At 69.6% G+C, this 25,770-nt stretch carries 24 protein-coding genes; 12 read left to right on the top strand and 12 right to left on the bottom strand.

The window, feature by feature from the left end; translation table 11 throughout:
- Positions 1–100 precede the first annotated feature (100 nt).
- The 6 genes from OG948_RS38365 to OG948_RS38390 all read left to right on the top strand — a co-directional run bounded on the left by OG948_RS38365 (position 101) and on the right by OG948_RS38390 (position 6,635).
- Positions 101–1,117: an AraC family transcriptional regulator gene (locus OG948_RS38365; RefSeq protein WP_331769597.1), complete on the top strand. Its 1,017-nt coding sequence runs from the start codon at positions 101–103 to the stop codon at positions 1,115–1,117.
- Positions 1,118–1,455: 338 nt separating this feature from the next.
- Positions 1,456–2,571 (top strand): 3-keto-5-aminohexanoate cleavage protein, encoded by a 1,116-nt coding sequence (locus OG948_RS38370; RefSeq protein WP_331769598.1) that lies wholly within the window; start codon positions 1,456–1,458, stop codon positions 2,569–2,571.
- A gap of 167 nt (positions 2,572–2,738) precedes the next feature.
- Positions 2,739–3,713 carry a quinone oxidoreductase gene (locus OG948_RS38375; protein ID WP_331769599.1) on the top strand — a complete coding sequence of 325 codons (975 nt, stop codon included), beginning with the start codon at positions 2,739–2,741 and terminating at the stop codon, positions 3,711–3,713.
- Between the two features lie 62 nt (positions 3,714–3,775).
- Positions 3,776–4,666, top strand: coding sequence for a TauD/TfdA family dioxygenase (locus OG948_RS38380; RefSeq protein ID WP_331773438.1), 891 nt, complete (start codon positions 3,776–3,778; stop codon positions 4,664–4,666).
- Between the two features lie 29 nt (positions 4,667–4,695).
- The gene (locus tag OG948_RS38385) at positions 4,696–6,051 is read left to right on the top strand and encodes an MFS transporter (RefSeq protein ID WP_331769600.1); all 1,356 of its coding nucleotides are present in this window, start codon (positions 4,696–4,698) and stop codon (positions 6,049–6,051) included.
- Entirely contained in the window at positions 6,048–6,635 is a 588-nt protein-coding gene (locus OG948_RS38390; RefSeq protein ID WP_331769601.1) for an alpha/beta fold hydrolase, read from the top strand. The genes OG948_RS38385 and OG948_RS38390 overlap by 4 nt, the downstream gene beginning before the upstream one ends.
- Before the next feature lie 249 nt (positions 6,636–6,884).
- Here the strand turns inward: OG948_RS38390 and OG948_RS38395 are convergent, their stop codons facing one another.
- From OG948_RS38395 to OG948_RS38420, 6 genes are all read right to left on the bottom strand, one after another.
- Positions 6,885–8,084, bottom strand: a complete 1,200-nt coding sequence (locus tag OG948_RS38395; RefSeq protein ID WP_331769602.1) for a globin domain-containing protein — start codon at positions 8,082–8,084, stop codon at positions 6,885–6,887.
- Between the two features lie 111 nt (positions 8,085–8,195).
- Positions 8,196–8,645 (bottom strand): Rrf2 family transcriptional regulator, encoded by a 450-nt coding sequence (locus OG948_RS38400; protein WP_331769603.1) that lies wholly within the window; start codon positions 8,643–8,645, stop codon positions 8,196–8,198.
- A 9-nt stretch (positions 8,646–8,654) separates the two neighbouring features.
- Entirely contained in the window at positions 8,655–9,011 is a 357-nt protein-coding gene (locus tag OG948_RS38405; RefSeq protein WP_331769604.1) for a hypothetical protein, read from the bottom strand.
- Complete coding sequence (locus tag OG948_RS38410; RefSeq protein ID WP_331769605.1) at positions 9,004–9,618, bottom strand: AMP-binding enzyme; 615 nt, start codon at positions 9,616–9,618, stop codon at positions 9,004–9,006. Before OG948_RS38410 ends, OG948_RS38405 begins: the two co-directional genes overlap by 8 nt.
- Entirely contained in the window at positions 9,619–10,623 is a 1,005-nt protein-coding gene (locus OG948_RS38415; RefSeq protein WP_331769606.1) for an AMP-binding protein, read from the bottom strand. It abuts the gene before it with no gap.
- On the bottom strand, positions 10,620–11,246 hold the full coding sequence (locus OG948_RS38420; protein ID WP_331769607.1) for a hypothetical protein: 627 nt from the start codon (positions 11,244–11,246) through the stop codon (positions 10,620–10,622). The genes OG948_RS38415 and OG948_RS38420 overlap by 4 nt, the downstream gene beginning before the upstream one ends.
- A gap of 180 nt (positions 11,247–11,426) precedes the next feature.
- On the opposite strand from OG948_RS38420, the gene OG948_RS38425 reads away from it, so the two are divergent.
- Positions 11,427–12,704, top strand: coding sequence for an NAD(P)-dependent oxidoreductase (locus OG948_RS38425; RefSeq protein WP_406300531.1), 1,278 nt, complete (start codon positions 11,427–11,429; stop codon positions 12,702–12,704).
- Between the two features lie 704 nt (positions 12,705–13,408).
- Here OG948_RS38425 and OG948_RS38430 read toward each other — a convergent pair.
- Both OG948_RS38430 and OG948_RS38435 read right to left on the bottom strand, forming a co-directional pair.
- A complete protein-coding gene (locus OG948_RS38430; protein ID WP_331769608.1) occupies positions 13,409–14,023 on the bottom strand; it encodes a cysteine hydrolase in 615 nt (204 codons plus the stop codon).
- 700 nt (positions 14,024–14,723) lie between these two features.
- A complete protein-coding gene (locus OG948_RS38435; RefSeq protein WP_331769609.1) occupies positions 14,724–16,193 on the bottom strand; it encodes an MFS transporter in 1,470 nt (489 codons plus the stop codon).
- Between the two features lie 152 nt (positions 16,194–16,345).
- Here OG948_RS38435 and OG948_RS38440 point away from each other — a divergent pair, with 152 nt between their 5' ends.
- A complete protein-coding gene (locus OG948_RS38440; RefSeq protein WP_331769610.1) occupies positions 16,346–16,912 on the top strand; it encodes a TetR/AcrR family transcriptional regulator in 567 nt (188 codons plus the stop codon).
- A gap of 234 nt (positions 16,913–17,146) precedes the next feature.
- Entirely contained in the window at positions 17,147–17,506 is a 360-nt protein-coding gene (locus OG948_RS38445) for a hypothetical protein (protein WP_331769611.1), read from the top strand.
- A gap of 136 nt (positions 17,507–17,642) precedes the next feature.
- On the opposite strand, the gene OG948_RS38450 is transcribed toward OG948_RS38445, so the two are convergent.
- On the bottom strand, positions 17,643–18,590 hold the full coding sequence (locus OG948_RS38450) for an SDR family NAD(P)-dependent oxidoreductase (RefSeq protein ID WP_331769612.1): 948 nt from the start codon (positions 18,588–18,590) through the stop codon (positions 17,643–17,645).
- A 109-nt stretch (positions 18,591–18,699) separates the two neighbouring features.
- Between OG948_RS38450 and OG948_RS38455 the strand changes: the two genes are divergently transcribed.
- Complete coding sequence (locus OG948_RS38455) at positions 18,700–19,365, top strand: TetR/AcrR family transcriptional regulator (protein WP_331769613.1); 666 nt, start codon at positions 18,700–18,702, stop codon at positions 19,363–19,365.
- A 386-nt stretch (positions 19,366–19,751) separates the two neighbouring features.
- Here the strand turns inward: OG948_RS38455 and OG948_RS38460 are convergent, their stop codons facing one another.
- Positions 19,752–20,360: a hypothetical protein gene (locus tag OG948_RS38460; RefSeq protein WP_331769614.1), complete on the bottom strand. Its 609-nt coding sequence runs from the start codon at positions 20,358–20,360 to the stop codon at positions 19,752–19,754.
- Positions 20,361–21,045: 685 nt separating this feature from the next.
- Here OG948_RS38460 and OG948_RS38465 point away from each other — a divergent pair.
- Complete coding sequence (locus OG948_RS38465; RefSeq protein ID WP_331769615.1) at positions 21,046–21,426, top strand: hypothetical protein; 381 nt, start codon at positions 21,046–21,048, stop codon at positions 21,424–21,426.
- A 539-nt stretch (positions 21,427–21,965) separates the two neighbouring features.
- Positions 21,966–23,000, top strand: coding sequence for a helix-turn-helix domain-containing protein (locus OG948_RS38470; protein WP_331769616.1), 1,035 nt, complete (start codon positions 21,966–21,968; stop codon positions 22,998–23,000).
- Positions 23,001–23,307: 307 nt separating this feature from the next.
- Here the strand turns inward: OG948_RS38470 and OG948_RS38475 are convergent, their stop codons facing one another.
- Positions 23,308–24,894 (bottom strand): alkaline phosphatase D family protein, encoded by a 1,587-nt coding sequence (locus OG948_RS38475; protein WP_331769617.1) that lies wholly within the window; start codon positions 24,892–24,894, stop codon positions 23,308–23,310.
- A 397-nt stretch (positions 24,895–25,291) separates the two neighbouring features.
- On the bottom strand, positions 25,292–25,750 hold the full coding sequence (locus tag OG948_RS38480; protein ID WP_331769618.1) for a nuclear transport factor 2 family protein: 459 nt from the start codon (positions 25,748–25,750) through the stop codon (positions 25,292–25,294).
- Between the last annotated feature and the right edge of the window lie 20 nt (positions 25,751–25,770).

Consider the following 25,770-nt stretch of genomic DNA (forward strand, 5'->3'; position numbering starts at 1 on the left):
ACGTACGGGCGCCGGCCCGGCCCGCCACCTCCCGAACGCTTGACCCGAGGTGACGAATGACTTGACACTTCGGGGCACCGCCGCACCGGGAGCCACGTCGATGAAGCCCCTCGTCCGCACCGCAGCACTCAACGGATATGTCGAGCTGAGCCGGTCGCTCGGCCTCGATCCGAACGCCCTGATGAAGTGCGTGGGCCTGGATGCCGCCGATCTCGCCGTCCAGGACCGATGGATCGCCGGTACGGCCGCGGTGCGGCTGCTGGAGCTCTCCGCGGCCGTGTCGGGGCACGAGGACTTCGGCCTGCTCATGGCCGAGCTGCGCCGTTTCGCCAACCTCGGACCCATCAGCCTCGCGGCGCGCGAGGAGCCCGACGTGCGCAACGCCCTCGGGCTGCTGCTCCGCCATGAGCACATGTACAACGAAGTGCTGCACGCGCGGTTGTCCGAGGGGAACGGCCTGGCCACACTCAAGGTGGAGTTGCGGCTCGGTGAGCCGGCGCCGGCCCGGCAGGCCACCGAACTGGCGGTCGGCGCATTCCACCGCATCCTGCGCGCCTTTCTCGACGACCGATGGCAGCCGCTCTCCGTGTGGTTCGCACACGGTCCCCCGGCGGACTCGGCCACGCACCGACGCGTGTTCGGGCCGGTGGTGGAATTCGGTCGGGAGTTCGACGGCATCGTCTTCTACGCCGACCGGCTCGACGCCCCCAACGCGATGTCGGACCCGCTGCTCCGGGCGTACGCGCGGCAGTACTTCGAGTCCATCGCGCCGCCCACCGAGCCCAACGTCACGGACCGGGTTCGCGAGCTGATCGAGGTCCTGCTGCCGACCGGGCGCTGCTCGGTCGAGCAGATCGCGCGCAGCCTCGGTGTCGACCGCCGCAGCGTCCACCGGCAGTTGGCACGTTCGGGACATACGTTCTCTTCGCTGCTCGACACCACCCGCGCACAGCTCGCGGAGCGGTTCGTGGCCGGTCCGAACCGCTCGCTCACGGAGATCTCCGACCTGTTGGGGTTCTCCTCGCTCAGCGCGTTCTCCCGATGGTTCCGCACGCGGTTCGGGTGCAGTCCGAGGCAGTGGCGCAAGACCGGAGGGTCACCCTCGCGCCAGGGCTGACTCCCGCGCCGGGGGTGTCCCGAAATGACAAGTCGTGTGTCACCGCCCGTCAAACAATCCCGCAAGCGCGGTCGTACGGTGTGTGAACCGCAACGCAACAACGGCAAGCGGCTTCCCCAGGACGAGCCGTGACGACCGTATCGCGCCGAAGGCATCCGCTGCGGATCACCTGATCCCCGCCGGGTCCTCCGCCCACAGTCCTCCGCGCCTTGCGCACAATCCCGCCGGCCATGCCGGCCATGCCCGTTACCAGTCATGCCACTCGAGCCGGTCACGTCGCGCATCGTCCGCAGCGAGCGGACGGCGCCTTGGCCGGCATCCGACGAAGGAGACGGACCGTGCACTTCCACGACGACTCACTGTTCCCGGAGAACCAGGAGAAGCTGGTGATCCAGGCCGCCCCCTACGGGCCGGAGTGGTTGCCGGAGGACTCCGACGACATCCCGGTCACGATGGACCAACAGGTGCGGAAGGCCGTCGACTGCTACAACGCGGGCGCCACCGTACTGCACGTGCACGTACGCGAGTTGGACGGGCATGGCTCCAAGCGCATGTCCATGTTCAACGAGATGGTGGGGCGGCTTCGCGAGGCGGTGCCGGACATGGTCCTGCAGATCGGCGGATCGATCTCGTTCGCGCCCGAGGAGGAGGGCAGCGAGGCCAAGTGGCTCAGCTACGACACCCGCCACCTGCTGGCCGAGCTGGACCCCAGGCCCGACCAGGTGACGATCGCCATCAACACCAGCCAGATGAACATCGTCGAGATCATGACGGACGACGATCTCGCGGGCACCTCGATCGCCAACCCGGCGATGTACAAGGCATATCGGGACATGGTCGTCGAGGCGGGCCCGGACTTCTACCTCGAACACCTCGAGCGACTGCACACGAACGGCATCCAGCCGCACTTCCAACTCGCCACACTCGCACAGCTGGAGACCGTCGAGCGGCTGATCAGGTCCGGCGTCCATACCGGGCCGCTGGTCCTCAACTACGTCGCGATCGGCGGCAACTTCGCGGGGCGGCACCCCGCCGACCTGATCGAGTTCGTCCGCCGTACCCCGGACGGCGCCGTGCTCACCATCGAGAGCTCGATGCGTGCCGTGGCTCCGATGAACGCGATCGGCATCGCGCTCGGCGTGCACGTCCGGGTGGGGAACGAGGACAACCTGTGGCGGCACAAGGGCGAGCGCATGACCACCGTGGAGCAAATCGAGCAGATGGTGCAGATCTCCACGGCACTCGGACGCGACATCGCCACCGGCGCCGAGGCCAAGCGGATCTACCGGATCGGCGAGTACTACGCCGACGCCGACGAGACCTTGGCCCGCCTCGGCATGGTACCGAACCGCCGTCCGGGGCAACGCGGGTTCATGCTGCGCGACATGCCCACGACGCGGCCGGACGAGTCCGCGGGGACCGTCGAGCCCGCTGCGATCGCGATCACGGTCTGACCACGCGAACCCATCCGACCAGTCCCGCCGCGCATCCGCGCCCGTCGTTGCGTCGCCGCGCCGCCGGCGGGCCCGGCCCCCGTCCCCACTTCGTCGCCCGGCGTCCCGAACCGCCCGACCAGGCCATCGACGCGCGGCGAATCCCGAACGAACACCGGAGCGCGACCATGCCACACGCCATTCGCTTCAAAGAGACCGGCGGTCCCGACGTCCTGCGCTGGGAAGAGGTCGTTGTCGGTGACCCGGGCCCGGGAGAGGTACGGATCCGGCACGAGGCCGTCGGCCTGAACTTCGCCGACACCTACTTCCGCACCGGTCTCTACCCGGCGCCGCTGCCCGCCGGGATGGGCGTCGAGGCCGCGGGTGTGGTCGAGGCGGTCGGAGCCGGCGTGACATGCGTCCGGGAGGGCGACCGAGTCACGTACACCGGCAGCCCACTGGGCGCGTACAGCACCGAACGGGTCATGCCCGCCGACTCGTTGATCAGGCTCCCGGACGCCATCGGGTTCGAGACCGCCGCCGCCTCCACGATGCGCGGGCTCACCTCGGCGTACCTCATGCGCCGGATCCACCCGCTGCGGCCCGGCGACACCATCCTGCTCACCGCGGCGGCAGGCGGCGTCGGCCTCATCGCCTGCCAGTGGGCCAAGCTCCTCGGACTCACCGTCATCGGCACGGTCTCCAGCGACGAGAAGGCCGAGGTCGCTCGTGCCCACGGCTGCGACCACATCGTCAACCACCGGCGCGAGGACATAGCCGCGCGGGTACGCGAACTCACCGACGGCGTAGGCGCACACGTCGTGTTCGACAGCGTCGGACGGACGACATTCGCCGCCTCGCTCGCCTCGGTGAAACGCCGCGGACTCGTGGTGTGCTTCGGCACCGCGTCGGGACCGGTACCGCCGATCGATGCGATGCAACTGGCCATACGAGGATCCGTGTTCGTCACCCGCCCGGCGTTGGCCGACTACATCGCGGACCCCGCGGAACGCGAGGAACTGGCCGGCGAGCTGTTCGGCCACATCGCCGCTGGGCGCATCGCGGTCGAGGTGAACCAGCGCTACGCGCTCGTCGAGGCGGCCGGAGCACACCACGAATTGGAGACGGGAAGGACCACCGGCTCGTCCGTCTTCGTCCTCTGAGCCCCGGTTGGACCGACCATTCCCGCACTGGAGGCACCATGGACAAGACGCTCCGCCGCCCGATGGACGGACCCGCGCCGCCGACCGCCGAACCCGAAGGGTCGATCCGCGTCGAGCCGCTCACACAGACCATCGGCGCCGAGATCCACGGAGTGCACCTCGGCGACGCGGCACGCGACGACACGCTGTTCGCCGAACTGCACCGCCTACTGCTGCGCCACAAGGTCCTGTTCCTGCGCGACCAGGAGATCACCCGCGCCGAACACGTCGCGTTCGCCGAACGCTTCGGCCCACTGGAGGACCACCCGGTGGCCGGCAGCGATCCCGAGCACCCGGGCCTGGTCCGCATCTACAACGGTCCGGACAGCCCGCCGGAACACTACGAGAACGCGCTGCACACCGACGGGACTTGGCGCGACACCCCGGCCATGGGAGCGGTGCTGCGCTGCGTCGAGACGCCCGCGGTGGGCGGCGACACGATCTGGGTCGACATGGCGGAGGCGTACCGAAGGCTCCCGGAACACATCAGGAACCGTATCGATCGGCTGCGCGCCCGGCACAGCATCGAGGCGACATTCGGCGCCGTGCTCCCCGACGAGGAGCGGCGCCGGCTCAGGAACAGCTTCCCGGACGCCGAGCACCCCGTGGTGCGCACCCATCCGGAGACCGGCGAGCGGATCCTCTTCGTCAACGCCTTCACCACGCACCTCGTCAACTACCACCGCCCGGAGAACATCCGCTTCGGCCAGGACTACGCGCCCGGCGCGGGGCTGTTGCTCCAATACCTGATCAGCCAGGCGGCCATCCCGGAGTACCAGGTGCGGTGGCGCTGGCGCAGGAACAGCGTCGCCATCTGGGACAACCGCTCCACCCAGCACTACGCCGTCCAGGACTACCGACCCGCCGTCCGCCGGATGGAACGCGCCGGAATCGTGGGCGACAGACCGTTCTGAAGCACCGACGATCAGAAGGAGACGGGCTGATGGGAATCGGGCTTCACCCGGGCGCGGAGCCGGTGGCAAAGGCGCGCGCCGCCGGCGCCGGATGGCCGGTGCGCCGGCGCTACGCGTGGCTGGTCTTCGCGTTGAGCTTCGCACTGTTGCTCTCGGACTACATGTCCCGGCAGGTGCTCAATGCCGTCTTTCCGCTGCTCAAGGACGAATGGCTCCTCTCGGATTCGAAGTTGGGCTCGCTCGGCGGCATCGTCGCGTTGATGGTCGGGCTGCTCGCCTTCCCGCTGTCGGTCATGGCCGACCGATGGGGGCGCGTGCGGATGCTGCTGCTGGCCGCGACGTTGTGGAGTGTGGCCACCGTGGGCTGCGCACTGGCGACCGGGTACGGGCAGATGTTCGTCGGCCGACTCTTCGTCGGCGTCGGCGAGGCGGCGTACGGCAGTGTGGGCATCGCCGTGGTGCTCGGCATCTTCCCGACCGCGATGCGGGCCACGCTCTCGGGCGCGTTCATCGCGGGTGGGGCGTTCGGCTCGGTGTTGGGCGTTTCCATCGGCGGCTTTGTCGCCGATCACTTCGGCTGGCGCTGGGCGTTCGCGGTGATGGGGATCTTCGGGCTGGTCCTCGCGGTGGTCTACGGGGTCGTGGTCACCGAGGACAGGCTGCGGACGAAAACGGGTCCGACGGCGGGCGACCGAGCCGCGGCCGGCCGACCCGTCCGGGTACGCGCCCTCCTGCCGCGGCTCTTCTCCTCGGTGTCGGTGATCAGTGCCTACGTCGGCAGCGGGTTCCAACTGCTCATCGCCGGAGCGCTCATCACGTGGCTGCCCAGCTACTTCGATCGCTACTACGACATGCCCTCCGGACAAGCCGGCGTCGCCGCGGGGGTGTTCGCCCTGCTCATCGGCGTCGGCATGATCGTCGGCGGAATCGTCTCGGACCGGGTCAGCCAGGTGACCGCGATTCGCAAGTGGGATGTGGCGCTCATCTGCAGCCTCGGCTCACTCGTGCTGCTGACCACCGCGTTCCTCCTCCCGATCGGACTGCCGCAAGTACTGGTGTTGGCGGTCGGATCCCTCCTGTCGGCCGGGACGGCGGGGCCTGCGGCCGCCATGGTCGCGAACCTGACCCCGGCATCCGTGGCCGCCACCGCGTTCGCCACGCTCACCCTCGCCAACAGCCTGCTCGGGCTGGCGCCCGGCCCCGCGCTCACCGGCATACTTGCCGACCACCTGGGGCTGCGCGGTGCTCTGCAGGTTCTCCCGCTCGTCGCGATCGCCGCCACCGCGGCCTTCGTGATCGGCCGTCGTTTCTACGACCGTGACCTCCGCCGCCTCGGCGCGTACGCCGAGTCGGCGGAGCCGAGGCAACCGGAGCAGACCGCGTGACCCGCTCCGCACGCCCGACCGTCGTATTCGTCCCCGGTCTGCGCGACCACGTCCGAGACCACTGGCAGACCCTGACGGCCGACCGGCTCGCCCGGGCCGGGCGAGCGGTCCACACCGTTGCGCCCCTGACGGTCGATCGCCTCAGCCGCGCCGCCCGGGTCGCCGCCCTGGACGACTTGCTCGACAACGCGCTGTCGCGCGACCCCGGGCCGATCCTGCTGGTCGGCCACAGCGCCGGCACGATCACCATCGCGCACTGGGCACAGCGCCACCGCGTCCCGATCCAAGGCGCCCTGTTGGCGACGCCGCCCGACTTCGAGACACCGCTGCCGGACGGCTACCCCACGCCGGAGGAACTGGCGATGAACGGATGGACGCCCGTGCCTCGGGCACCCCTGCCCTTCCCCAGCGTCGTCGCGGCGAGCGCGAACGACCCGCTGGCCGCTGCCGAGCGGGTCGCCCGGTTGGCCGGCGACTGGGGCAGTCGACTGGTCGAACTGGGCCCCGTGGGACATCTCAACCCCGCATCCGGCTTCGGCGAGTGGTCCCGAGCGGAGGAGTTGCTGCACGAACTCGTCCGGTAGCTCGGCCCCGTGCCCGAGCGGGTGCCCGCACCCCGGCGGGCATGGCACCAAGACACGTGCGCGAGGGCGCTCACGGTTGCCGTGCCCGTCACGGCCGGTACAGGCGGCGCCCGTGGTGGCCCGCGAACTCGTCGCACCTCCCGGGCCCGCGGCGTCGCCGTCCGTGCTCCGGGCCGTCCCATCCCGGCGATGGCAGCGGCGTCCCCACCGGCGCGGGCGCACCGGTGGTCCGCGCCGCCGCCACCGGGCTCACCCCTCGTGGGCGAGCCACAGGTCCGGGCCGAACACCTCGTAGTGGATGTCGCCGGCCGCGATCCCGCGCTCGATGAGTTGTCCCCGGACCGCGCGCATGAAGGGCAGTGGGCCGCACAGGTACGCGTGTGCGGCGGGCGGTAGGGAGACGTCCGTCAGGTCCATGCGGCCGGTGCGGTCGGCCGGCCACTCGGCGTCCGGCGACTCGTACCAGAAGTGTGCCGTGCCGGCCGGGAGTTTGGCGGTGAGTGCCAGGTGGTCGGCGCGCAGTGCGTGGTCTCCCGGAGTGCGGTCGGCGTGCAGGACGGTGACCGGGCCGGCGTGGCCGAGCCCCGTCAGGTGGTCGAGCATCGACAACATGGGCGTGCAGCCGATGCCCGCCGAGACCAGCACGAGTGGCGCGTCGGTGTCGGTGAGCGCGATGTCGCCGTAGGGCGCGGAGAGGGTGAGCCGGTGGCCCTCGTGGACGTGCGCGTGCAGGTGGTTGGACACCTCACCCTCCGGGGCTCCCGCCGCGCGTACGCGCTTGACCGTTATCGTGCGGGTGGCGGAACCGGGCGCGCAGGAGAGACTGTACTGACGGATCTGCCGTGCCCCGTCGGCGAGTTCGACCCGCACGGAGACGTACTGGCCGGGGCAAAAGCCCGGCGCGTCGCCGCCGTCGACAGGGCGGAGCCGGAACGTGGCGACGTCCGCGGTTTCGCGGGTCCGGGCGACCACCTCCCATGCGCGCCAGGTGTCCCCGTCCACCGCGCCTGCCTCGGCGTACAGACGCTCCTCGATCGCGATGAGGGCGTTCGCCATCAGCCAGTACACCTCGTCCCACGCCTGGGCCACCGCTTCGGTGACGGCGTCGCCGAGGATCTCGACGATGGCGCGGAAGAGATGGGTGTGCACGATCTCGTACTGGTCGCGGGTGATACCGAGCGACGCGTGCTTGTGCGCGATCCGGGCGAGCATCGCGTCCGGGCGGACCCCGGGGTGCTCGACCAGCGCGGTCGCGAACGCCGCGATCGAGCCGGCGAGTGCCTGCTTCTGCGCGCCGGACGCCTGGTTGCCTCGGTTGAACAGGTCACGCAGCAGTTCCGGGTGCGCCGCGAACAGTTTCCGATAGAAGAGGTCGGTGATCTCCGTGACGGCGCCGCTTACGGCGGGCAGCGTGGCTCGAACGGTCTCGACGGACTTCTCGGACAACATCTGGAACTCCAAATTGGTATGGGAGATTCATATTTAACGGCGCACGAACAGGCCTGCGGATGACGGGGTAGCGGAGGCGGGGCGCGCCGGGTCTGCCGAGCGGTCGTGCGTTCAGACCACCCGCGCCGGGGCACGCCCGACCATGCCGAGCAGCAATGGTCCGGTCGGCGACTCGACCAGATCGGCGAGTCGCACGGGGTCGAGCGACGCGTGGAACGCCTCCTGCGCCCGGCTCAGCGCGCCCCGCAATCGACAGGCACCCGCCAGCGGGCACGGCTGCTCCCCCTCGCACTCGACAACGTCCCCGGTGCCCTCCAGTTCGCGCACGAGGCCACCGATCGACGCGACGCGCCCCGCCGAGGTGAGCGCCAGACCACCGCCGCGTCCGCGCCGCGCCTCGACCAGGCCGAGATGTTGCAGTCGCGCCACGGCCTTGGCCACGTGCGTGTACGGCACGTCCACCACCTCGGCGACCTGCCGAGTGGTGAGCAGTTCCTCTTTGGCCATCGCGAGACACATCAGTGTCCGCAGCGCCACGTCGGTGAACTTCGCAAGCCGCATGACCACATGCTATTTAATACGCATCGCATGCAAATTAGCTCGCGCATCCGCATGCCGTGCCGAATCCGCCGCCACGGACGCGAAGGCTTCCGGGGGCGGAAGGCGACGGGCCGAGCAGCATGGGCGCCACGGCCACGCGTTCGTCACTCGGGCGCAGGCCCGGGCCGCCTCGGGGGTCGAGGGGCCCGGCGGGCCCGCCGACCCCGGCATCCGGCGGCCGACCGATGTCGACCCGGCGAAGGCGTCGGCGTCCGCGAGGTGGGTGAGCTGATATGCCTCGTCGTCGAGCAGCTCGTCGTAGTACAGACACCACCACACGAGGTTGTTCGCGCGGATGGCGGTGTGTGCGGTCGGTGAGTCAGGCATGCGTCGCCTCCCGATCGAGTTCCGTCAGCGACTGGCGGTCGGGTTTGCCGGACGAGGTGAACGGCATGTCGTGCAGGTGTCGGAAGGTGTCGGGCAGCATGTGCGCCGGCAGGCGGTCGGCCAGGTGCGCGAGCAGCGGCGCGGGGACGAGAGGGCTGCCGTCGGGCGTCGTGTAGTAGACGCGAATGCGAGTGCCCAGGAGCGGGTCGTCGGAGGGGACGGGGAGCGCGACGCAGGACTGGACGGCCGGGTGTGCGACGGCCGCGGCCTCGATGTCGCCGAGTTCGACGCGGAACCCGTTCACCTTGACCATGTGATCGCGTCGACCCCGGTAGTGCAGGATTCCGTCGTGGTCGCGAACCGCGTGATCGCCGGTGCGCCAGAACCTGGCCGGCGCCGCGTGGAAGGGGCTGAGCACCGACTGCTGCGCGGTCTTGTCCGGATCACCCAGATAGCCGATCGTGTTGGTGGCGCCTCGACACCACAACTCGCCCAGCTCGCCGGGGCCGCACAGTCTTCCGGATTCGTCGACGAGGATGATCTCGACGTTGTCGACTTCCACGCCCAGCGGAATGGGCGCGTCGGTTCGCAGGTGGTGCTCCCGCACTCATTGGCACGTGATGATGTTGGTCTCGGTGGGTCCGTAGATGTTCGCTATCCGTACGCCGGGCAAAACCTCGGCCAGGGCCCGCAGTTGGGGCGTCGGAAACGGCTCTCCGGCGTACATCACGGTGCGCAGCGCGGTGGGCGACTCACCCAGGCCGCCTCGGTTCATGAGCGTCACGAACGTGGACGGCGTGGTGTAGAGAATGGACGCGCGTGAAGTCGTCAACAGGTCGACGTACGCCCGATGCCTCGCGTCTCCGGGGCGGTCGCGCTCCCAGTCGAAGGTGATCAGCGTGGCGCCGGCGGCGATGGTGTCGAAGACGTCGAAGACGGACAGGTCGAATCGGAACGGCGCGCGGGACATCACGACATCGTCGGCCGTGAGCTCGAACTCCTTGCGCATCCAGTCGACGAACGCGCATGCCGCGCGGTGGGTCAGCATGATGCCCTTGGGAACCCCGGTGGAGCCGGAGGTGTACAGGACATAGGCCAAGTCCTCGTCCACCACCCGGCGATCCATCGGGGCGGCGCTGTGCTTGGCAACCACATCGAAACCGTGCGTGCCGGCGTGCGAGGCCCCCGGGGCGCAGAGTGTGACATGTTCGAGGCCGGGGGCGTCGAGTATCTCCCGGTGGCGGTCGAGGACGGCCGGCTCGGCGATCAGCACGTCGATCCCGGCCTGGGCGACGATTCCCCGCAGCCGGGCGGTGGGGCTGCGTTCGTCCAGGGGCACATAGGCGTAACCGGCTTTGAGAGCGCCGAACACGGCCGCGATGGACCACGGTGTGACAGTCGCGAGTACGCCCACATACGGGCGTTCGTTTCGGGCTGCGCGCTTGGCATCGACCAGATGATGGGCCCACCGGTTGGACAGGGCGTGCAATTCACCGAATGTCAGAGTGGTCCCGTCCTCATGGCGGACGGCCACCGCGTCGGGCGTTTCCCGTGCCGGTTCGGCGAGATACTCGTGCAGGAGGCGAGAAACGGTCCTGGCGCTGTCGCTCATAGCGGGAACTCCCGGTCGGTTTCGGGCAGCACATCGAGCAGCCGGACGTCGACGAAACGCCCGCGCAGCGTTGTGTGATTGCGATGCGGCGGTAGCGCGACCGATATGCGGCGGCGCGTGAGTGGGGATTCGGCGGCCTGCGCGGCATCGTTCCGCGTATGGCGTTCCAGACACCGGTCGTAGACGGCGCGGTTTTCGAACGCCTCCACCGTTTTGCTCCATGTGGCGATGGCGATGAGATCGTCCGCGGCACAGAGTTCGGTGAGGATGTCCAATGTGGCATCCAGATACGGGAAGACGTTGAAATGGAATATCCAGACCGCCGGACCGACGGGGAGATGCTCGGGTAGCACGGTGTCCAGGCGCCGACGCAGGAGCAATCCGCCCGGATCCGGATCGGTGGCGGGCGGTCGACCCGCGAGTCCGGGCGCCAGGTGCGGATCGACGCAGACGTAGTGGTGTCCGAGACGCCGAGCCATGTCCTGGTACTGCTGACTGGCGTCGCCGATCGCGATGAGGCTGCGAAATTTGCGATCACGGTTCGTGGTCAGATATTCCTCGACCATGGTGCGTTCCTCGCCGATGAATCCCTGAGCAGCAGGAAGCACGACCCTGTCGAGCATGGCCCCGAACGGTGGGGGGAGGAAAGTCCCGGTATGGAGGACCGATGCTTCGATGCTTGATGTGTCGCTCGATCCGAGCGGCACTGCTTCGACCGAAATGGTCGTGCCTTTCGTTCGCGGGGCGACTGCGCACAACGAAGGCGCCTCGTGACTGCGATGCCAAATCTCACGCTCTTGCGAGTGAACCCGTATCAGGATCCGGTGAATTCACAAGGATTGCGCATCTATTTTCGGAACGAGTTGATCGACCGCCTCGATGCATGTCCGGTGGCGCCGAAGAGGCATTCTCCCTTGTCTCGGATATTCCGGAGGACGAACCAACGCTCGCCGGATCGCAATTTCTTTTGGAATATTTGCACGTCGGGCAGGGCGGGGGAAGATCGACTGGCGCAATTATTTCTCGGCCTGAGGAGTAGTGTCGCTCGCGGTGAATGGGCATATAGCGGGTTCCCGGCTCGGGAGCGCCACACCCCGAGGGTGGGCCTCGCCGCTCGCCGCTCGCCGCACGCCCGTCCCCGTGATCATCGAGCAGGCGGCGGGCCGACCGGGAACGGTCGGTCACAGCGCCTGTCCGGCAAGGTGATCGGCCTGGGTCGACTGGGGTTCCGGCTCGCCCAGGCATTCCTCGCGGCCGGCCACGCCACGACGGTATGGAACCGCACCGCCGCGAAGGCCGACGCACTCGTCGCCCAGGGTGCCGTCCGCGCGGCGACCGTGGAAGAGGCAATCGCCGCGAGTCCCCTGGTCGTGGTCTGCGTGCCGGATTACGCGATCGTGGGAGATCTGCTTGAGCCGGTGGCGCAGCGCCTGCGCGGTCGTGCGTTGGTGAACCTCACGTCCGGGTCCGCGGAGGAGGCTGTCCGCACCGCCGGCTGGGCGGCGTCGCTCGGCGCGGACTACCTCGACGGCGCCGCGATGAGCGGTACCCGTCTGGTCGGCCGTCCCGAAGCGCTGTTCGTCTTCAGCGGCTCCGCCGAGGCCTTCGCCACACACCGGTCGGTGCCGGCGAGCCTGGGCAACTCCATGCACCTGGGCGCGGATCCGGCGTTGGCGCCGGTGTACGACACGGCGCTGTTCGGTCTGATCCGGGGCACGCTCGCCGGCTTCTACCACGCGGTGGCCCTGGTGGGCGCGGCCGGCGTCGACCCGGCCGTCTTCGCGGCGGTGGCGACGGGGCACATGCCGTTCGTCGTCTCGTTGATGGGCGACCATGCCCGCCACATCGAAGACGGCCGTTTCCCGGACGACGACGGGAGCGTGGATGTGCACGCGGCGGCGATGGGGCACCGCCTGGACACCAGTAGGGCCCAACGCATCGGCACCGACGTACCGGAGTTGTTCCGAAGCCTGCTGGATCGTGCGGCGAACGCCGGACACGGTTCCAGCGGCGTCGCCAGCGTCGTCGAAACGATCACAACGGGCCGGCGCCCTGCCGGAGTGACGAAGTCTGCCGGGTGACCAGGACCGATCGGGTCGAGGACGGACCGACCCGAGCACCGACCCGACCGTCTCCACGCGGCAACCAACACTCGAACTGGCATCGACCACGGTCGGCGACACGGGCGTGCACGTATGCGGCCACCGACCGGTGATCGCGGCGTAGTTCGCGCCCGGGATCGAATTCCCACGGCGCGGCCGGGAACGCACCCGGCCGCGCCCGCACAGCGATGGAAACGTCGGAACGGACATGCGCGCGGGTCGCGCGGGACAGGCGGTTGCTCGAGGAGCCGGGCAGTGCGGAATACGACAAGACCGTCTTCGAGACCGGACCCGCCGTTGGCCGCCTCCACTTCGCCGTCCAGGGACACCCTCGCCCCAAACCGGCCGCCATTCGGTCGCACGCTTGCGCGTTCGCGGGTGTCGTGCGGGCCGACGAGTGGCGGGTCGAATCCGTGGGGATCGCAGCAGCCGAGGGTGGTGGCGAAGGCAGGGTCGCACGTCGCCACCACCGGGCGCCCGCCCGGGAGGAGGGCGTTGGCCGCGGTGCGGCACATCGCGTGCAGGTCGTCGCGGGCCGGCGAATGGGGCAGGACGTACACCGCCAGGACCGCGTCGTAGGGGCCCGCCTGGGATCGGCGCATCGGGTTCGGTGTCGTGTGCGTCGATACGCGCGGTCGCCACGGGTCGTCACGGAGGCGACTCGCTGTAGCCGCGGCACAGCGTCAGAGGGAGGCGATGACCTCGGCCGACGTCATGGGCAACGAGAACATGGGGAAGTCGTAGGTGATCGCGTTTTCGTGCTCCTCCTGGGAAGTGGCGGCAACGCAGTCCGCCAGGGTGATGACGCGGAAGCCGTTCTCGTACCCGGTGCGCATCGTCGACTCCACACAGCAGTTGGTGAGGAAACCGCCGAGGATGATCGTCTCGATCCCCTTGTTCCGCAGGATGAAGTCGAGGTTCGTGCTCGCGAAGGTATCGAGGCCGCGCTTGCCTTCGATCACGATGTCGCCCTCGGCCGGCGCCAAGTCGTCCACGATCGCAGCACCCCAGGTGTTCTTGACGAAAGCCGAGCCTTCCACGACTCCCTTGAGGATGCCGTACGGGTGGCGAGACAGTTCGCCGTAGCCGGGGGCGAACATGATGGGCGCGTGCATGATCGCGACGCCCGCGGCACGAGCGGCCGCGACCAGGGCCACCGTGTTCGCGAGCATTCCGGTCTTGGCCATGACATCGGCAACGGCACTGTTGAGCACCCCGCCCTCGCTGGTGAAGTCGTTCTGGTACTCGATCAGGACCAGTGCGGTTTTCGCCGGATCGAGGCGGAAGGTCTCGGACATTGAGACTCCTTGATGAGCTGGAACGTCAACGGTCTTGGCCAGTTTGCCCGAAGATGGCCTCCTACAGCGCCCGGTTCGGGATCACCGGCGGGTTCCTAACTGCCTCCCGGCGTCGGATACCCGACGAACCGGCCGCTTGGTGTTCGGATTGCTCGGGTGGCTGTACGCGCAGACGACCCCGCGCCGACCGATCTCCGCGAAGTGGCCCCGAAGACACGCGGCCGGGCTCGCTGCGCCCCCACAGTTCGTATCGCACGCGCCCTCGATGCGAGCCGAGACTCCGGTCCGTCCCGCGAACCCACCGTTGCTGCTTACAGGTCCACGACATCCAGCCGAAATCGCGCACGTGAGCGGAGAAACCGGCCGGTGGGTTCGAGGACGGATGCGCCTCAGGCCGGCAGCGAGAAGCCCTCCGGCGGCGTGCCGTCGGCGAGGGGGATCAATCCGAGGGGCCGTCCGCCGGACGGGCGCACACCATGGCACCCACGCGGCACCGACACGCCGAATTCCCCGCGCACTCACCGCGCCGACGTGCCGCGTCGGGTACGGCGCACCGGGTCGGCGTTCGGCCGCGGCCACCAGGCCACAGAACTCTCGCATCCGGTCGTTGTGAGAGGCGGAGCATCATCATGTCGGCCGGGAGGCGTCCCGCCGGGGGATCATCCGGCGGAACGTCTGACGGTCAAGGTCGGTGTCGCCGTCAACGGCTGTTCGCGGATGCCTCGTTCGAGGTGGTGACCGCATCCGGATCGGTGGAACGTTGCGGCATCGCGGAGCCTTCCGCGGGCTCGGACCTCGCCAGCCACAGGCCGGTGAACACGGCGGTGGCCAAGGTGACGGCGCCGGCAGCGAGGAAGGCGCTGTTGAGGCCGGTCTCGAAGGAGGCGCCGCCGGATTGCCGGGTGCGGACGATGGCTCCGAGTACCGCCACGCCGAGCACCGCGCCGATCTGCCGAGTGGTGCTGCTGATGCCTGATGCGAGGCCGCCTTCCTGCGGGCCGACCGCCTGGATGGCGGCTCCCGTCAGTGGGGACATGGTCAGGGCGAAGCCGATGCCGACGAGTCCCAGGCGCCACCACACGTTCCCGTAGCCGGTGTCGGCGTGCACCATGCCGAGCGCCAGCAGTCCCAGGCCGGCCAGGGCCAGGCCGACGGTGACCACGATTCGGAAGCCGTACCGGGCGGCGAGCCGGCCCGCGAACGGGCTGACGATCACCATGGCGAGGGATACCGGCAGAGTCTGCAGGCCGGCGCGCATGATCGAGCTGCCCTGGACGTACACGAAGAACTGGGAGAAGAAGAACGACGAGCCCATGAGCGCGAACCCCACCACGACCATGGCGGTGTTGGACACGGTGAACAGCCGCTGCCGGAACAACCGCAGCGGCAGCATCGGAGCGGAACGACGCGCCTCGACGGCGACGAACGCGGCGAGGAGGATCACCGCGGCGGCGAAGCTGCCCAGGATCACCGGCGACGTCAAGCCGCGCGCACCACCCTCGATCAGCCCGTAGGTCAGCGCCCCCACCCCCAGAACGGACAGCACCGTCCCCGGGACATCGATCGCGGGGGCGCTCGGATTGCGGGCCTCGTCAAGGCTGCGCAGACCGAGCAGCAGAAGGACCACGCCGATGGGCAGATTGACCAGGAAGATGGCGGGCCAGCCGAAGGCATCCGTCAGCACGCCGCCGGCCACGGGGCCTGCGGCCAGACCGATTCCGCTGAATCCGGCCCACAGCCCGATCGCCTTGACGCGCTCCTGCGGCACGGGATAGGCGGCGACGAGCAGGGCCAGCGAGGCCGGGCTCAGCGCCGCGGCCCCGATGCCCTGCAGCACTCGACCGGCGACCAGCCAGCCGACCGAGGGCGCGAGGCTGCACAGCACCGACGCGGCGGTGAACACCGCCACGCCGGTCAGGTACACCCGCTTGCGGCCGAACCGGTCGGCGAAGACGCCGCCCGACAGCAGCAGCATGGCGACCAACAGTACGTACGCGTCGACGATCCATTGCAGACCGGTCAGCTCAGTGTGCAGCCGGTGCTGCATATCGGGCAGCGCCGCTCCAACGATCGTGTTGTCGAGCAGGACCATGAATTGGCCCAGGCAGGTCACCGCGAGCAGCACGGCCCGATTTGGTCGACCGTCTACGGCCGAAGGCAATGCAGCCATGGGGATTCCTCTCAAGCGTTGGTTGCGCCTCTCCATGGCCGCCGCGGTCGGCCTTCGGGTGCGGGCGCTCTAAAGCAGTCAATGGCTGCGTTAGTGGACTGTAAGGAGGGTTGGCTCACAAACGCAAGTCCCGGCTGCGTTAAAGTGGGGGCATGAACGAGCGACAGCGAGCCCGACGGCCCGGCGGGCGCAGCGCCCGCGTCGGCGCGGAGGTACACCAGGCCGTCACCGACCTGATCGGCGAGCGCGGCTACGGCAACTTCACCGTCGGCGAGGTCGCGGCCCGCGCGGGCGTAGCCGACAGCAGCATCTACCGCCGGTGGGGCAGCCTGGAAAACCTGCTCACCGACGTGGCACTCACCCGACTCAACGCGCAGTCGCCGATGCCCGACACCGGGAGCCTGGCCGGCGACCTGCGCACCTACGCGGCCCAGGTGGCTCGCGAGATCACCGGACCCGACGGTCCGGCGCTCCTGCGCCTGGCCGTCGCCCTGTTCGACAGCGACCACCAGGGCCTGCGGGCGCGTGACGACCTCTTCGCCGAACGCACCCGGCAACTGCAGTCCATGCTCGATCGCGCCCGCGAACGCGGCGAGCCCACACTCGACGCGTTCGACGTGCTGGACCACGTCCTGGCCCCGATGTACATCCGCGTCCTGTTCGGCAGGGGCCCACTCACCCCGGACTACGTCGACGGGCTGGTGGACCGAATGCTGTGACCTCGACCCGGTCCCCGTGATCAGCCTTCGGATTCGTGGCAAGAAACGCGCCGGGCTCCGCCCGGCCAACACGGGGCTCTCGGCCCTGTATCTGCAACAACCGTGCGGATGGCGCCGAGGCTGACATCGCGGCCCAGGCCGGCGATGACAGAACCACACCCATGCCCCATAGCGGAGTCGCTACCGACCGGTCCGATCCTCCCCAAGAGCCATCCGCCCTCGATGTGCTCGGCCGTGCTCGCCGACCACCTCGGGAACACCGGGGACGCCGCCGTCCGCGAGGCAGTGCACAACGGCCGGACCATCCGCCGCGGACAGGGCCACTCGGTGCGCGTCACCGCCCCGCTCCCGCTCCACCAAGCCGTGCTCAAGCAGTGTGCCCCGCTCGCCGGCAACGGTTCCACCCCGGCGGGGCGCAAGGCGTACCGCACATACGCCGACCGGGTCGCCGCGGTTGCGCGGGCACCCTTACGGAGCCGTGCGGTGGCGATGTCCTCCAGGACGTCGGCGGGCGTGACACCGGGGCCGGCCATGCGGGTGGTGGCGGGGGTGGTGCCGGTCCAGGCCCAGCGGATCGCCGCGCCGAGGGTGTAGGTCTCGGCGGCGTCGGGCAGCGTGCGGTGGACGTCGGGTGCGGTGTCCAGGAGTTGTCGGGCGATCTCGGGTGCCGTGGCCTGGTCGCCGCCGCCCCGGTACGGAGCCGGCAGGGGCAACAACCGCGGATGGTGGGCTACATCGTGAGGGCCGATCCAGAGGCAAGCGAGTTCTGCTTGGACCGATCGACGGGGAACTTCACCCCGGTGAGGTCCTCGGAGACGGCCCACAGCCGCTGCTGGACGGCCACCTCGTACGACTCCGGACTGGAGGTGACCAGCCGGGGGTGGCCCTTGACCTCGTTGCGTCCGCCGGGGCCGTAGTACTGGCCACCGAGCGCGGCGGGGTCGGTGGCGGCGCGCAGGGTCGGCAGCGCGCCCATCGCCGGCGTCTGGGTGATCAGCGGCGCGAGCCAGGTGAGCGGAAGCCGGAGGGCCGCGGGGGTGTTGCGGGCGAGCTCGGTGCTGGACATGCCGGGGTGCGCGGCCACCGCGACGGTGGTGCCGTGCGTGGCGAGCCGGCGCTGCAGCTCGTACGTGAACATCAGGTTGGCCAGCTTGGACTGACCATAGGCGGCGGCCCGGCCGTACGACCGCTCCCACTGCAGGTCGTCGAAGTGGATCGCGGCCCGGATGCGGTGGCCGGTGCTGCTGACCGTCACCACGCGCGAGCCGGGCGCCGGCAGCATCAGGTCCAGCAGCAGCCCGGTGAGCGCGAAGTGGCCGAGGTGGTTGGTGCCGAACTGCATCTCGAAGCCGTCCCGGGTGGTCTGCTTCGGGGTGTACATCACGCCGGCGTTGTTGATCAGCAGGTCGATCCGGTCGAGCCGGGACCGCAGCACCGCCGCCGCGGTCCGGACGGAGTCGAGCGAGGTCAGGTCCAGCGCCTGCACGCTCACGTCGCCGGTCATGCGGGCCGCGGCCTGCTCGCCCTTCTCGATGTTGCGCACGGCGAGCACCACGGATGCCCCGCGCTCGGCGAGCGCCTTGGCGGTCTCGTACCCCAGTCCGGTGTTGGCCCCGGTCACCACGGCCACCCGCCCGCGCTGGTCGGGAATGTTCGCCGTCATCCACTTCTTGCCCATGTCAGGCTCCCAACCAATTAACGTACCGAAGGTATCTTGTGTCGACGACGTTAAAGTACTTTCGGTACGTTGTCAACGTACCGCAGGTACCTAAGTTAGGCTGGCGATCGTGACTTTCCAGCGGGCGCGAACCGAAGAGCAGCGGGAGATCCGCCGACGGGCGATCCTCGACACGGCGTCGGCGATGCTCGACGAGATGCCCGTGGCCGCGGTCACCCTGAACGAGCTCAGCCGCCGGGTAGGCCTGGCGAAGCCGAACGTGCTGCGCTACTTCGAGTCTCGCGAGGCGGTGCTGCTGGAACTGCTGGACCACTTCCTGCAGGAGTGGCTGACGGAACTGGCAGGCGAGTTGGCCGCCGGCGTCGACGAAAATCTACCCATGGCCGAGCGAGCGTCGGCGGTGGCCGAGATCCTCAGCCGCTCACTCTCCGGCCGAGTGGTGCTGTGCGACCTCTTCGGCGCACAGGGCAGCGTCCTGGAACACAACGTCTCCGTCGAGGTCGTAGCACGCTACAAGCGCTCCTCCCTGGACCGCCTGACAACCATGACCACCCTGATCCGGAAGTACCTGCCGGAACTGGGCGAGAACGCGACACTGTTCAGCCTGCAAACCATGGTCATGGCCGGCGCGCTGTCGGCGTACGGCACACCCCCACCCAGCCTGCAGGCGGCCTACCAGGCCGAGCCCGACCTGGCCCGCTTCCACATGGAGCTGAAGGACTACTTGAAACTGGCCCTGACCGCAACCCTCCTGGGCGTGCTACCCCGCCGCTGACCTGCGTTGCAGTGGACAGGCCAAAACCTCTTTATTTGCCGCGAAGTGCCCGATCCCCACCACCGACGCCCGCACAACCCCCACGCACGCCCCCACCCGACAGGACACACCAGCCTGGCAGAAATTGCCCGACCGCACCCTCGAAAGGACGCAACAACGACCAACAGCCGGGCCGGACTGGACACGGCGGTGCCCCGGCGTCCGATGCCTGTCGGCGGCAGACAGGGTCATGGCCCATCGGGAAACCGATGGACCATGACGGACGATCGAATCGTGAGGTGCGGGTCGGGCTGCCGCCGACTTGCGCCGACGACGCGCGACCGCTGTGGGTTCCGCAGTCGCGCGGCCGTACTCATTCGGGCCGTGATTGTCGGCTTTGGCGTTGCTCAGTGCCAGCCGGTGCAGGCGACGTAGTTCGTGCTCATGTTCCACAGGCATCCGCGGAAGAGGACGCCCGGTCCGTCGTACTGCTCGCCGCCCCAACCGGAGCTGTTGAGCACCACGCTGTACTTGACGGGATCCCAACTGGCCCCGCCGTTCGTGGACCGGTCCATGTAGGTCTGCCAGTAGCCGCTGCCGTACAGCCAGCCCTGCTGGCGGATGTACTCGTGGTGGCCGGAGCCGAGTTCGGTGGCGATGTTCAACTGGCCGAAGTTCTTGATGGAGTTGCAGCTCGACCAGTACGCGCCGATGATGCAGGGGCCGGCGAGCTGGACGGTGCCGCTCTTGGCCTGCGCCACGCGGGCCCGCTTGCTGTCCTGCAGGGCCTTGAGTTGCTGAGGGTCGAGCACCGCCTTGTCCTGCCCATCGAGGATCTCGGGATTGTCCGGGCTGCCCAGCGGGGCGTTCGGGTTGTAGGTATGTGTGGCCGATGCACTCGCGCGGACCCGGTCCTGGGCGCCGTCGGGAGCCGCCTGCGCGGGGCCGACGGCAAGGCCGACGATCACCGCGGCGGTGGCCAACGCGGCACCGAGGGTGGAACGGAGGGAAGTCATGCTGGTCTCGGCTCCTCTGTCGAGAGGGACGCGGAACGAAATGGCGGCACGCGCAGTCGCTCCGGATCCGTCGATCCGAAGCGGCCGCCGCGGTGCCGAAATGCTGGTGGCGGCGTGGCGTACCCGGACCGATCCGGTTCCGGGTCCGCCGTCGTCGGTGTTTCGTGCGGCGCGCCGGGCGTGCCGTGGGTTCGGGCCGCCTCCGCCCTCGGCCGGCGTGGACGTCGCGTGCGCGGTGCACTCCCGTCCGTCCCTGCCTTTCGCATCGACGTGTTCCATCGGTCTGCGGCACCACTGTGCGACCGGCCGGGCACGCGCGTCGTTAGCACACGGTGCACGACCGTCGTGCATCCAGCGCACGCCGGTCCCCGGCGCCCGCCCGGGACGCGCGATGCCGGGGCCGGGGGTAATGCGGTTGCGGCGGCCACCGGTCGACGGGCGCCGCGTTCGCACTCCGTGCGCGCCCGCCCTGCACGGGATGCACAAAATCCCCGCGCCGATTGCCAAAGACCTGACCGGCCTGTCTGCCGCACAGTGAAACCGTCGATCGCATCCCCATCGAGGGGCCATCACTGATGGCGGCCTGGATCACCGCCGATCGGATCGCCTGATCTCCCAGGCGGATCGATGCAGCGAATCCGCCGGGAGTTCGCTGAGCGAACTCCTCTGAACCACGGGGGTGGTCATGCGCATGAGGAAGGCGCTTTGCGCCGCAGTTTCGACGGTCGCCCTGGCCGGCGGCACGACGGTGGTATCCACAGGCAGTGCCGCCGCCGCTTATGGGTGCTCGGGTTACGCGTACACCAACCGTACGCCGCCCCTCGAACTCCAGTTGTACGACGAAGGTGCCAACTGGTGCGGCGTTGCTGTTCACATGGATGACGCGTACGGGACGTACTTCTGGACGGCGGTGCAGATCCAGCGTCGGGACGGAGCGCTCAGTCCGCAGGACGAAGGTGACTTCCGCTACTACGCGGGCCCAGTGCGCATCCCCAAGAATGGTCCCTGCGCCACCATATACGGCTGGAGTGCCCAGACCGGGCAGGTTCGGGCAGGCAGCTGCTGACCTCGCGTGACGCCGGTCAACCGAACGCGCCTTTCGGGACGGCGGCGAGGACCGGCGGACGCGTGCGTAAGCGCACGGGCCGCCACCAGGTTTCATGGATGCCGGTGTGCCAGTGGTACCGGCGTCCGCGCGGGCAAATCCACGGTGCCGCACCGTGGTTCACCCGAACCGGTGACGGCATCCGAAGCGGCGGCGCCTGGTGCCTGGTCTACCGGGGACGCGGCTGTGCGGGGTCGCTTTCGGCGGTCGCCGGTTGGGCGCGGCGGCGCGTGGTGGGGCGGGCGTGCAGGTAGGCGGTCCCGTTTGTGGCGGCGCGGCGGCGCACGGCCGGTGACGATGGCATCAGGGCCGGCACCGCCGACGTTCATCCGCCCCCGTCCGACAGACGGTGTCTCGGGGCGACGTCGGCGTCGGTGCCGGCGCCGGCGCGGCGCGGCGCGGCGCGGTGGAGCGGATCGCGGCCGCGTTCGTCGGCTTGCTCGCGAGGACACCTCGCGGAGTGCCTCCACTCCTCGGGCCGCGTGGGGCAGGATCTGCGCATGTCTGTCGTCGACGCATCCGCGGAGTCCACTCCCCATGCAGCGGGCCCGGTCTCGTGGATCAGCACCGCCCCCATCCCTGCCGAGGAACGCCTCGCCTGGTGGAGCGACATGGTGTATCAGGCCGTCATGCCAGTGAGCATCCGCTGCCGGAACGCGGCGGCGTTCCGCGGTCACGCGGAAACCGTGGAACTCCCTCGGAGCCAGGTGGCCGCCTTCTCGTTTTCCTCGATGACCGCCCGGCGCTCCCCGCTGCAGATACGCCGGCACGACACCGAGGCCTACTACATCGTCGTCGTGCGCGGCGGCGCGCTCCGGCTGGAGCAGCAACGCCGGGTGGCCTGCCTCGGCCGCGGGGACATGACGCTGTTCTCGACGTCCCATCCCTTGGTTTGCGATTTCCGTGGAGCCGGCGGTCAGGTCGAGTTGACGCTGCTCCGGCTGAGCCGTACCGCCCTGCCGTTAACCGCCGGGCGCGCGGACGAACTGTTGGGCGAACGGCTGCCCGGCCTGGCCGGGTCGGCCGCCCTGCTCGGCACCTTTCTGTCCGACCTGCCGTCCGCGGCCCGCTCCTGCGGCTCCGCCGAGTTGGCCGGGCTCGACGACATCGCCGTGGCTCTCGCCACAACGGTCCTCGCGGCCCGCCTCGGCCGATTACGCGACCTGCCCGCGGACACCCGGGCCGCCGTCCTACGCACCCGCATCAGCACGTTCATCGACCAGCACCTCGCGAACCCGGAGCTCCGGCCGGCGGCGATCGCGGCGTCCCAGCACATCTCGCTGCGGACTCTGCATGCGTTGTTCCACGACGAGCCCGAGACCGTCGCCTCCACCATCCGCCGCAGACGCCTGGAACACTGCCGCGAGGAGCTGGCCGATCCCTCGCTCGCCGGCCGGACCATCGGGGAGATCGCCGCCCGCTGGGGATTCCGCGGCTCCGCCGACTTCAGTCGCGCATTCCGCCGCGCCTACGGCATCGCCCCAAGCCAAGCCCGCCGTCGTGGCGAAGCGCCGGGCAACGGCACCAAGTCCTGAGTCCACGTCGACCCCGATGCCGCTGCGGCCTCTGCCACCGGGATATACCTCCCGCGGCACGTCGGGTTCGACTTCGACCGGAGGTTCCACGTCCGGCTCCTTGTCCGGTGGTTCGTCGGGAACGGGCGGCGGAGTCAGCGGGGTTTCGTCGCGTGGTTCGTCGAGCGGTTCCAAGGGTGGGTCGTCGAGCGGTTCGTCCGGTGGTTCGAAGGGTGGCAGTTCGCGTGGTGGTCGCTGAGGCCCCACCACGATCCGCTCCATGCCGGGGAGTCCCCCGCGGGTGCGGGGGTCCCCGGGCGGTGCACCGTCAGACCGGCGTGGTCGCGGGCGCCATCCTCTTCGTCGCTCCGTCGACGGCGAACGACTTCAGGTGGGTGACCGCGCTGTCCGGATCGGCGCGGTCGGCGATCTTGTACCAGTCCATCTGCACGCGCGCGGCGGTCACGTCCAGCACGCCGCAGCCGTTGGCTTCGGCATCGCCCCATTGCAGGTGCGGGTTCAGCTGAAGGATCGCGGCGACGATCTGCGCGCCCACCCCGCCGGGGTAAAGCGTGCCGAAGGGCGTCGAGGTAACCGACGTCATCACGAACTGCGATGCGAGCGGCGCCTCTCCGCCGGGCGCCGGGACCTCGCCGGCCCACGAGGAGTGCAGGTCGCCGGTCAGGAAGACGGTGTTGCGTTTGTCGTGGTTGCGCAGGTGGGTGAACAACTCGCTCTGTTCGGCCCGGTAGCCGTCCCACTGGTCGGGGTTGACGGTCACGGGCGCCTCCGGACGTCCGCTGGGCAGCCACCACGGCGCGGCCATGACGGAGCTGGCGATCAGATTCCAGGTGGCCGTGCCGCGCGCGAGGCCGTCCTTGAGCCAGCCCATCTGGTCGCGGCCGGTGAGGGTGCGCGCTCGGTCGTCGAGGCCGGCGGTGTCGGTCGACGCGACCTGCCGGGAGCGGAAGCTGCGCAGGTCGAGCATGGTCAGGTCGGCGAGGGTGCCGAAGGACAGGCGACGCTGCGTGGAACCGGGCACCGCCCGGCGTACCGGCAGCCATTCGAAGTACGCCTGTTTCGCCGCCGCGACGCGGCCCGCCCAACTCCCGTCGGAGGCCGGATCGTGCTCGTCCGCGCCCCCGGACCACCACCCGCTGCATACATCGTGGTCGTCCCATGTGGCGATGATCGGTGCTGCGGCGTGCATCGCCTGCAGGTCGGGGTCGGTGCGGTACCGACCGTGCCGGGCGCGGTAGTCGGCCAGCGTGCGGCACGCGGTGGGTGGTTCCATGGTGCGGACGTTCCCCGGCTTGGTCGCGAACTCGTAGATGTAGTCCCCGAGGTGGATCACCGCGTCGAGATCGCCGCGCCCTGCGAGGTGCCGGTAGCCGGCGAAGTGGCCGTTGGCGTAGCTGACGCACGACGCGATACCGAAGCGCAGGCCCGCGACGTGTTGCCGGGCGGCCGGCGCGGTCCTGGTGCGCCCGACCGGCGAGCTGTCGTGGGCGGTTCGGAAGCGGAAGTGGTAGGTGGTGCCGGGGCGCAGGCCGCGCACGTCGACGTGGACGGTGTGGTCGCGGTCGGGGCCGGTGCGGGTCCGACCGGCGCGCACCGGGTGCCGAAAGCCGCGATCGAGGGCGACCTCCCAGAACACGAGGCAGGCCGGGCCACGCCGCGAACCCGGGTGGCAGTCGGGGTCGGGGGTGACGCGGGTCCAGATGACGATCCCGTCGGGCAGAGGGTCACCGGACGCGACGCCGTGCAGGAACGACGACCCCTGCGCAGCGCCTACCGCCACGGGCTCATCGGCCTCGGCGGCCTGAGCTCCGGGGGCCGCGGCGATACCGACGGCCGCCGCGCCGGAGGCGGCCGTGATGCGGACGAAGTCGCGGCGGTGCAAGGGAGTTCCCATCATGCGTTCCTCCGAAGGTGTGGAATGGCCGGGTGGGACCGGGTCGCGGCAAGGAGGTGAAGACACCTGCTTGCCTTGGGAAGGGGCAGGAGTGGAGACCGGTTGCCCATGAAGCACAACGAGAGGATCTCGAGGCTGTGTGGGCGCGCCCTGGGACCGGCTGGGCGGCTGCGTGTCGGTTCGGCTTCGGTCGGCGGAGCGCAGGGGACGCGGCCACGGGTCGAGGAGCCGGTCGCCACGGAACCGCGTCGCCACTCCGTCCCGCGCATCACCGACACGGGCCGGGACGTGCTGCGCCGATGGCTGGGCGAACCGCCGGCGCCGGCCCGGCCGCGAGACGTGACGGCGGATCAGCGACTCACACCGTCCGTCGGTCTCGCAACAGGGTCCTGCGAAATCAGGAATCGACCGAACGCTCGGCGAAGGAAACGGAGTCGACCGTGTCGAGGACGACGTGTACGACGGCGAATCGGTAGGCACCGCCTTCTCGACGAACCACGGCCCGCACGATGCCGCTCGCCACCGCCGAAGGCAGTCCTCCGACCGTCTGCGTGACGTGGATGTACGAGGTGACCGAGACGTCCTGGCCCGTCTCGCCGTCGACGTGGATGTTGGTGCCGTTGTGGCGCAGCGGATACGGGCTGGCGAGGCGGTGTTCCTTCTGCCAGGCCAACACCTTGTCGCGCCCGCGGTTGTCGGAGGCGATGAAGGCTTCGTAGGGATGCTTGCCGGTGTCGGTACGAGAGGTGAACCACGCGTCCTGTGTGAACATCTGCGGCCAGGTGTCGAACTGTCCCTCGTCGTAGGCGTACCACCAGCGATGCATGAGTTCGTGGACTGCGAGGCGGTCGTGCATGGTTGTCCCTCTCCTTGTTT

It is taken from the genome of Embleya sp. NBC_00888, assembly GCF_045207655.1.
Taxonomy (GTDB): Bacteria; Actinomycetota; Actinomycetes; order Streptomycetales; family Streptomycetaceae; genus Embleya.

Coding starts and splice junctions, on each gene's coding strand:
- OG948_RS38465 (WP_331769615.1), top strand. CDS start 21,046: ATGCGCATGAGGAAGGCGCTTTGCGCCGCAGTTTCGACGGTCGCCCTG.
- OG948_RS38395 (WP_331769602.1), bottom strand. CDS start 8,084: ATGTTGTCCGAGAAGTCCGTCGAGACCGTTCGAGCCACGCTGCCCGCC.
- OG948_RS38420 (WP_331769607.1), bottom strand. CDS start 11,246: ATGCTCGACAGGGTCGTGCTTCCTGCTGCTCAGGGATTCATCGGCGAG.
- OG948_RS38480 (WP_331769618.1), bottom strand. CDS start 25,750: ATGCACGACCGCCTCGCAGTCCACGAACTCATGCATCGCTGGTGGTAC.
- OG948_RS38375 (WP_331769599.1), top strand. CDS start 2,739: ATGCCACACGCCATTCGCTTCAAAGAGACCGGCGGTCCCGACGTCCTG.
- OG948_RS38460 (WP_331769614.1), bottom strand. CDS start 20,360: ATGACTTCCCTCCGTTCCACCCTCGGTGCCGCGTTGGCCACCGCCGCG.
- OG948_RS38380 (WP_331773438.1), top strand. CDS start 3,776: ATGGACGGACCCGCGCCGCCGACCGCCGAACCCGAAGGGTCGATCCGC.
- OG948_RS38400 (WP_331769603.1), bottom strand. CDS start 8,645: ATGCGGCTTGCGAAGTTCACCGACGTGGCGCTGCGGACACTGATGTGT.
- OG948_RS38475 (WP_331769617.1), bottom strand. CDS start 24,894: ATGGGAACTCCCTTGCACCGCCGCGACTTCGTCCGCATCACGGCCGCC.
- OG948_RS38435 (WP_331769609.1), bottom strand. CDS start 16,193: ATGGCTGCATTGCCTTCGGCCGTAGACGGTCGACCAAATCGGGCCGTG.
- OG948_RS38430 (WP_331769608.1), bottom strand. CDS start 14,023: ATGTCCGAGACCTTCCGCCTCGATCCGGCGAAAACCGCACTGGTCCTG.
- OG948_RS38450 (WP_331769612.1), bottom strand. CDS start 18,590: ATGGGCAAGAAGTGGATGACGGCGAACATTCCCGACCAGCGCGGGCGG.
- OG948_RS38415 (WP_331769606.1), bottom strand. CDS start 10,623: ATGAGCGACAGCGCCAGGACCGTTTCTCGCCTCCTGCACGAGTATCTC.
- OG948_RS38385 (WP_331769600.1), top strand. CDS start 4,696: ATGGGAATCGGGCTTCACCCGGGCGCGGAGCCGGTGGCAAAGGCGCGC.
- OG948_RS38365 (WP_331769597.1), top strand. CDS start 101: ATGAAGCCCCTCGTCCGCACCGCAGCACTCAACGGATATGTCGAGCTG.
- OG948_RS38440 (WP_331769610.1), top strand. CDS start 16,346: ATGAACGAGCGACAGCGAGCCCGACGGCCCGGCGGGCGCAGCGCCCGC.
- OG948_RS38470 (WP_331769616.1), top strand. CDS start 21,966: ATGTCTGTCGTCGACGCATCCGCGGAGTCCACTCCCCATGCAGCGGGC.
- OG948_RS38405 (WP_331769604.1), bottom strand. CDS start 9,011: ATGCCTGACTCACCGACCGCACACACCGCCATCCGCGCGAACAACCTC.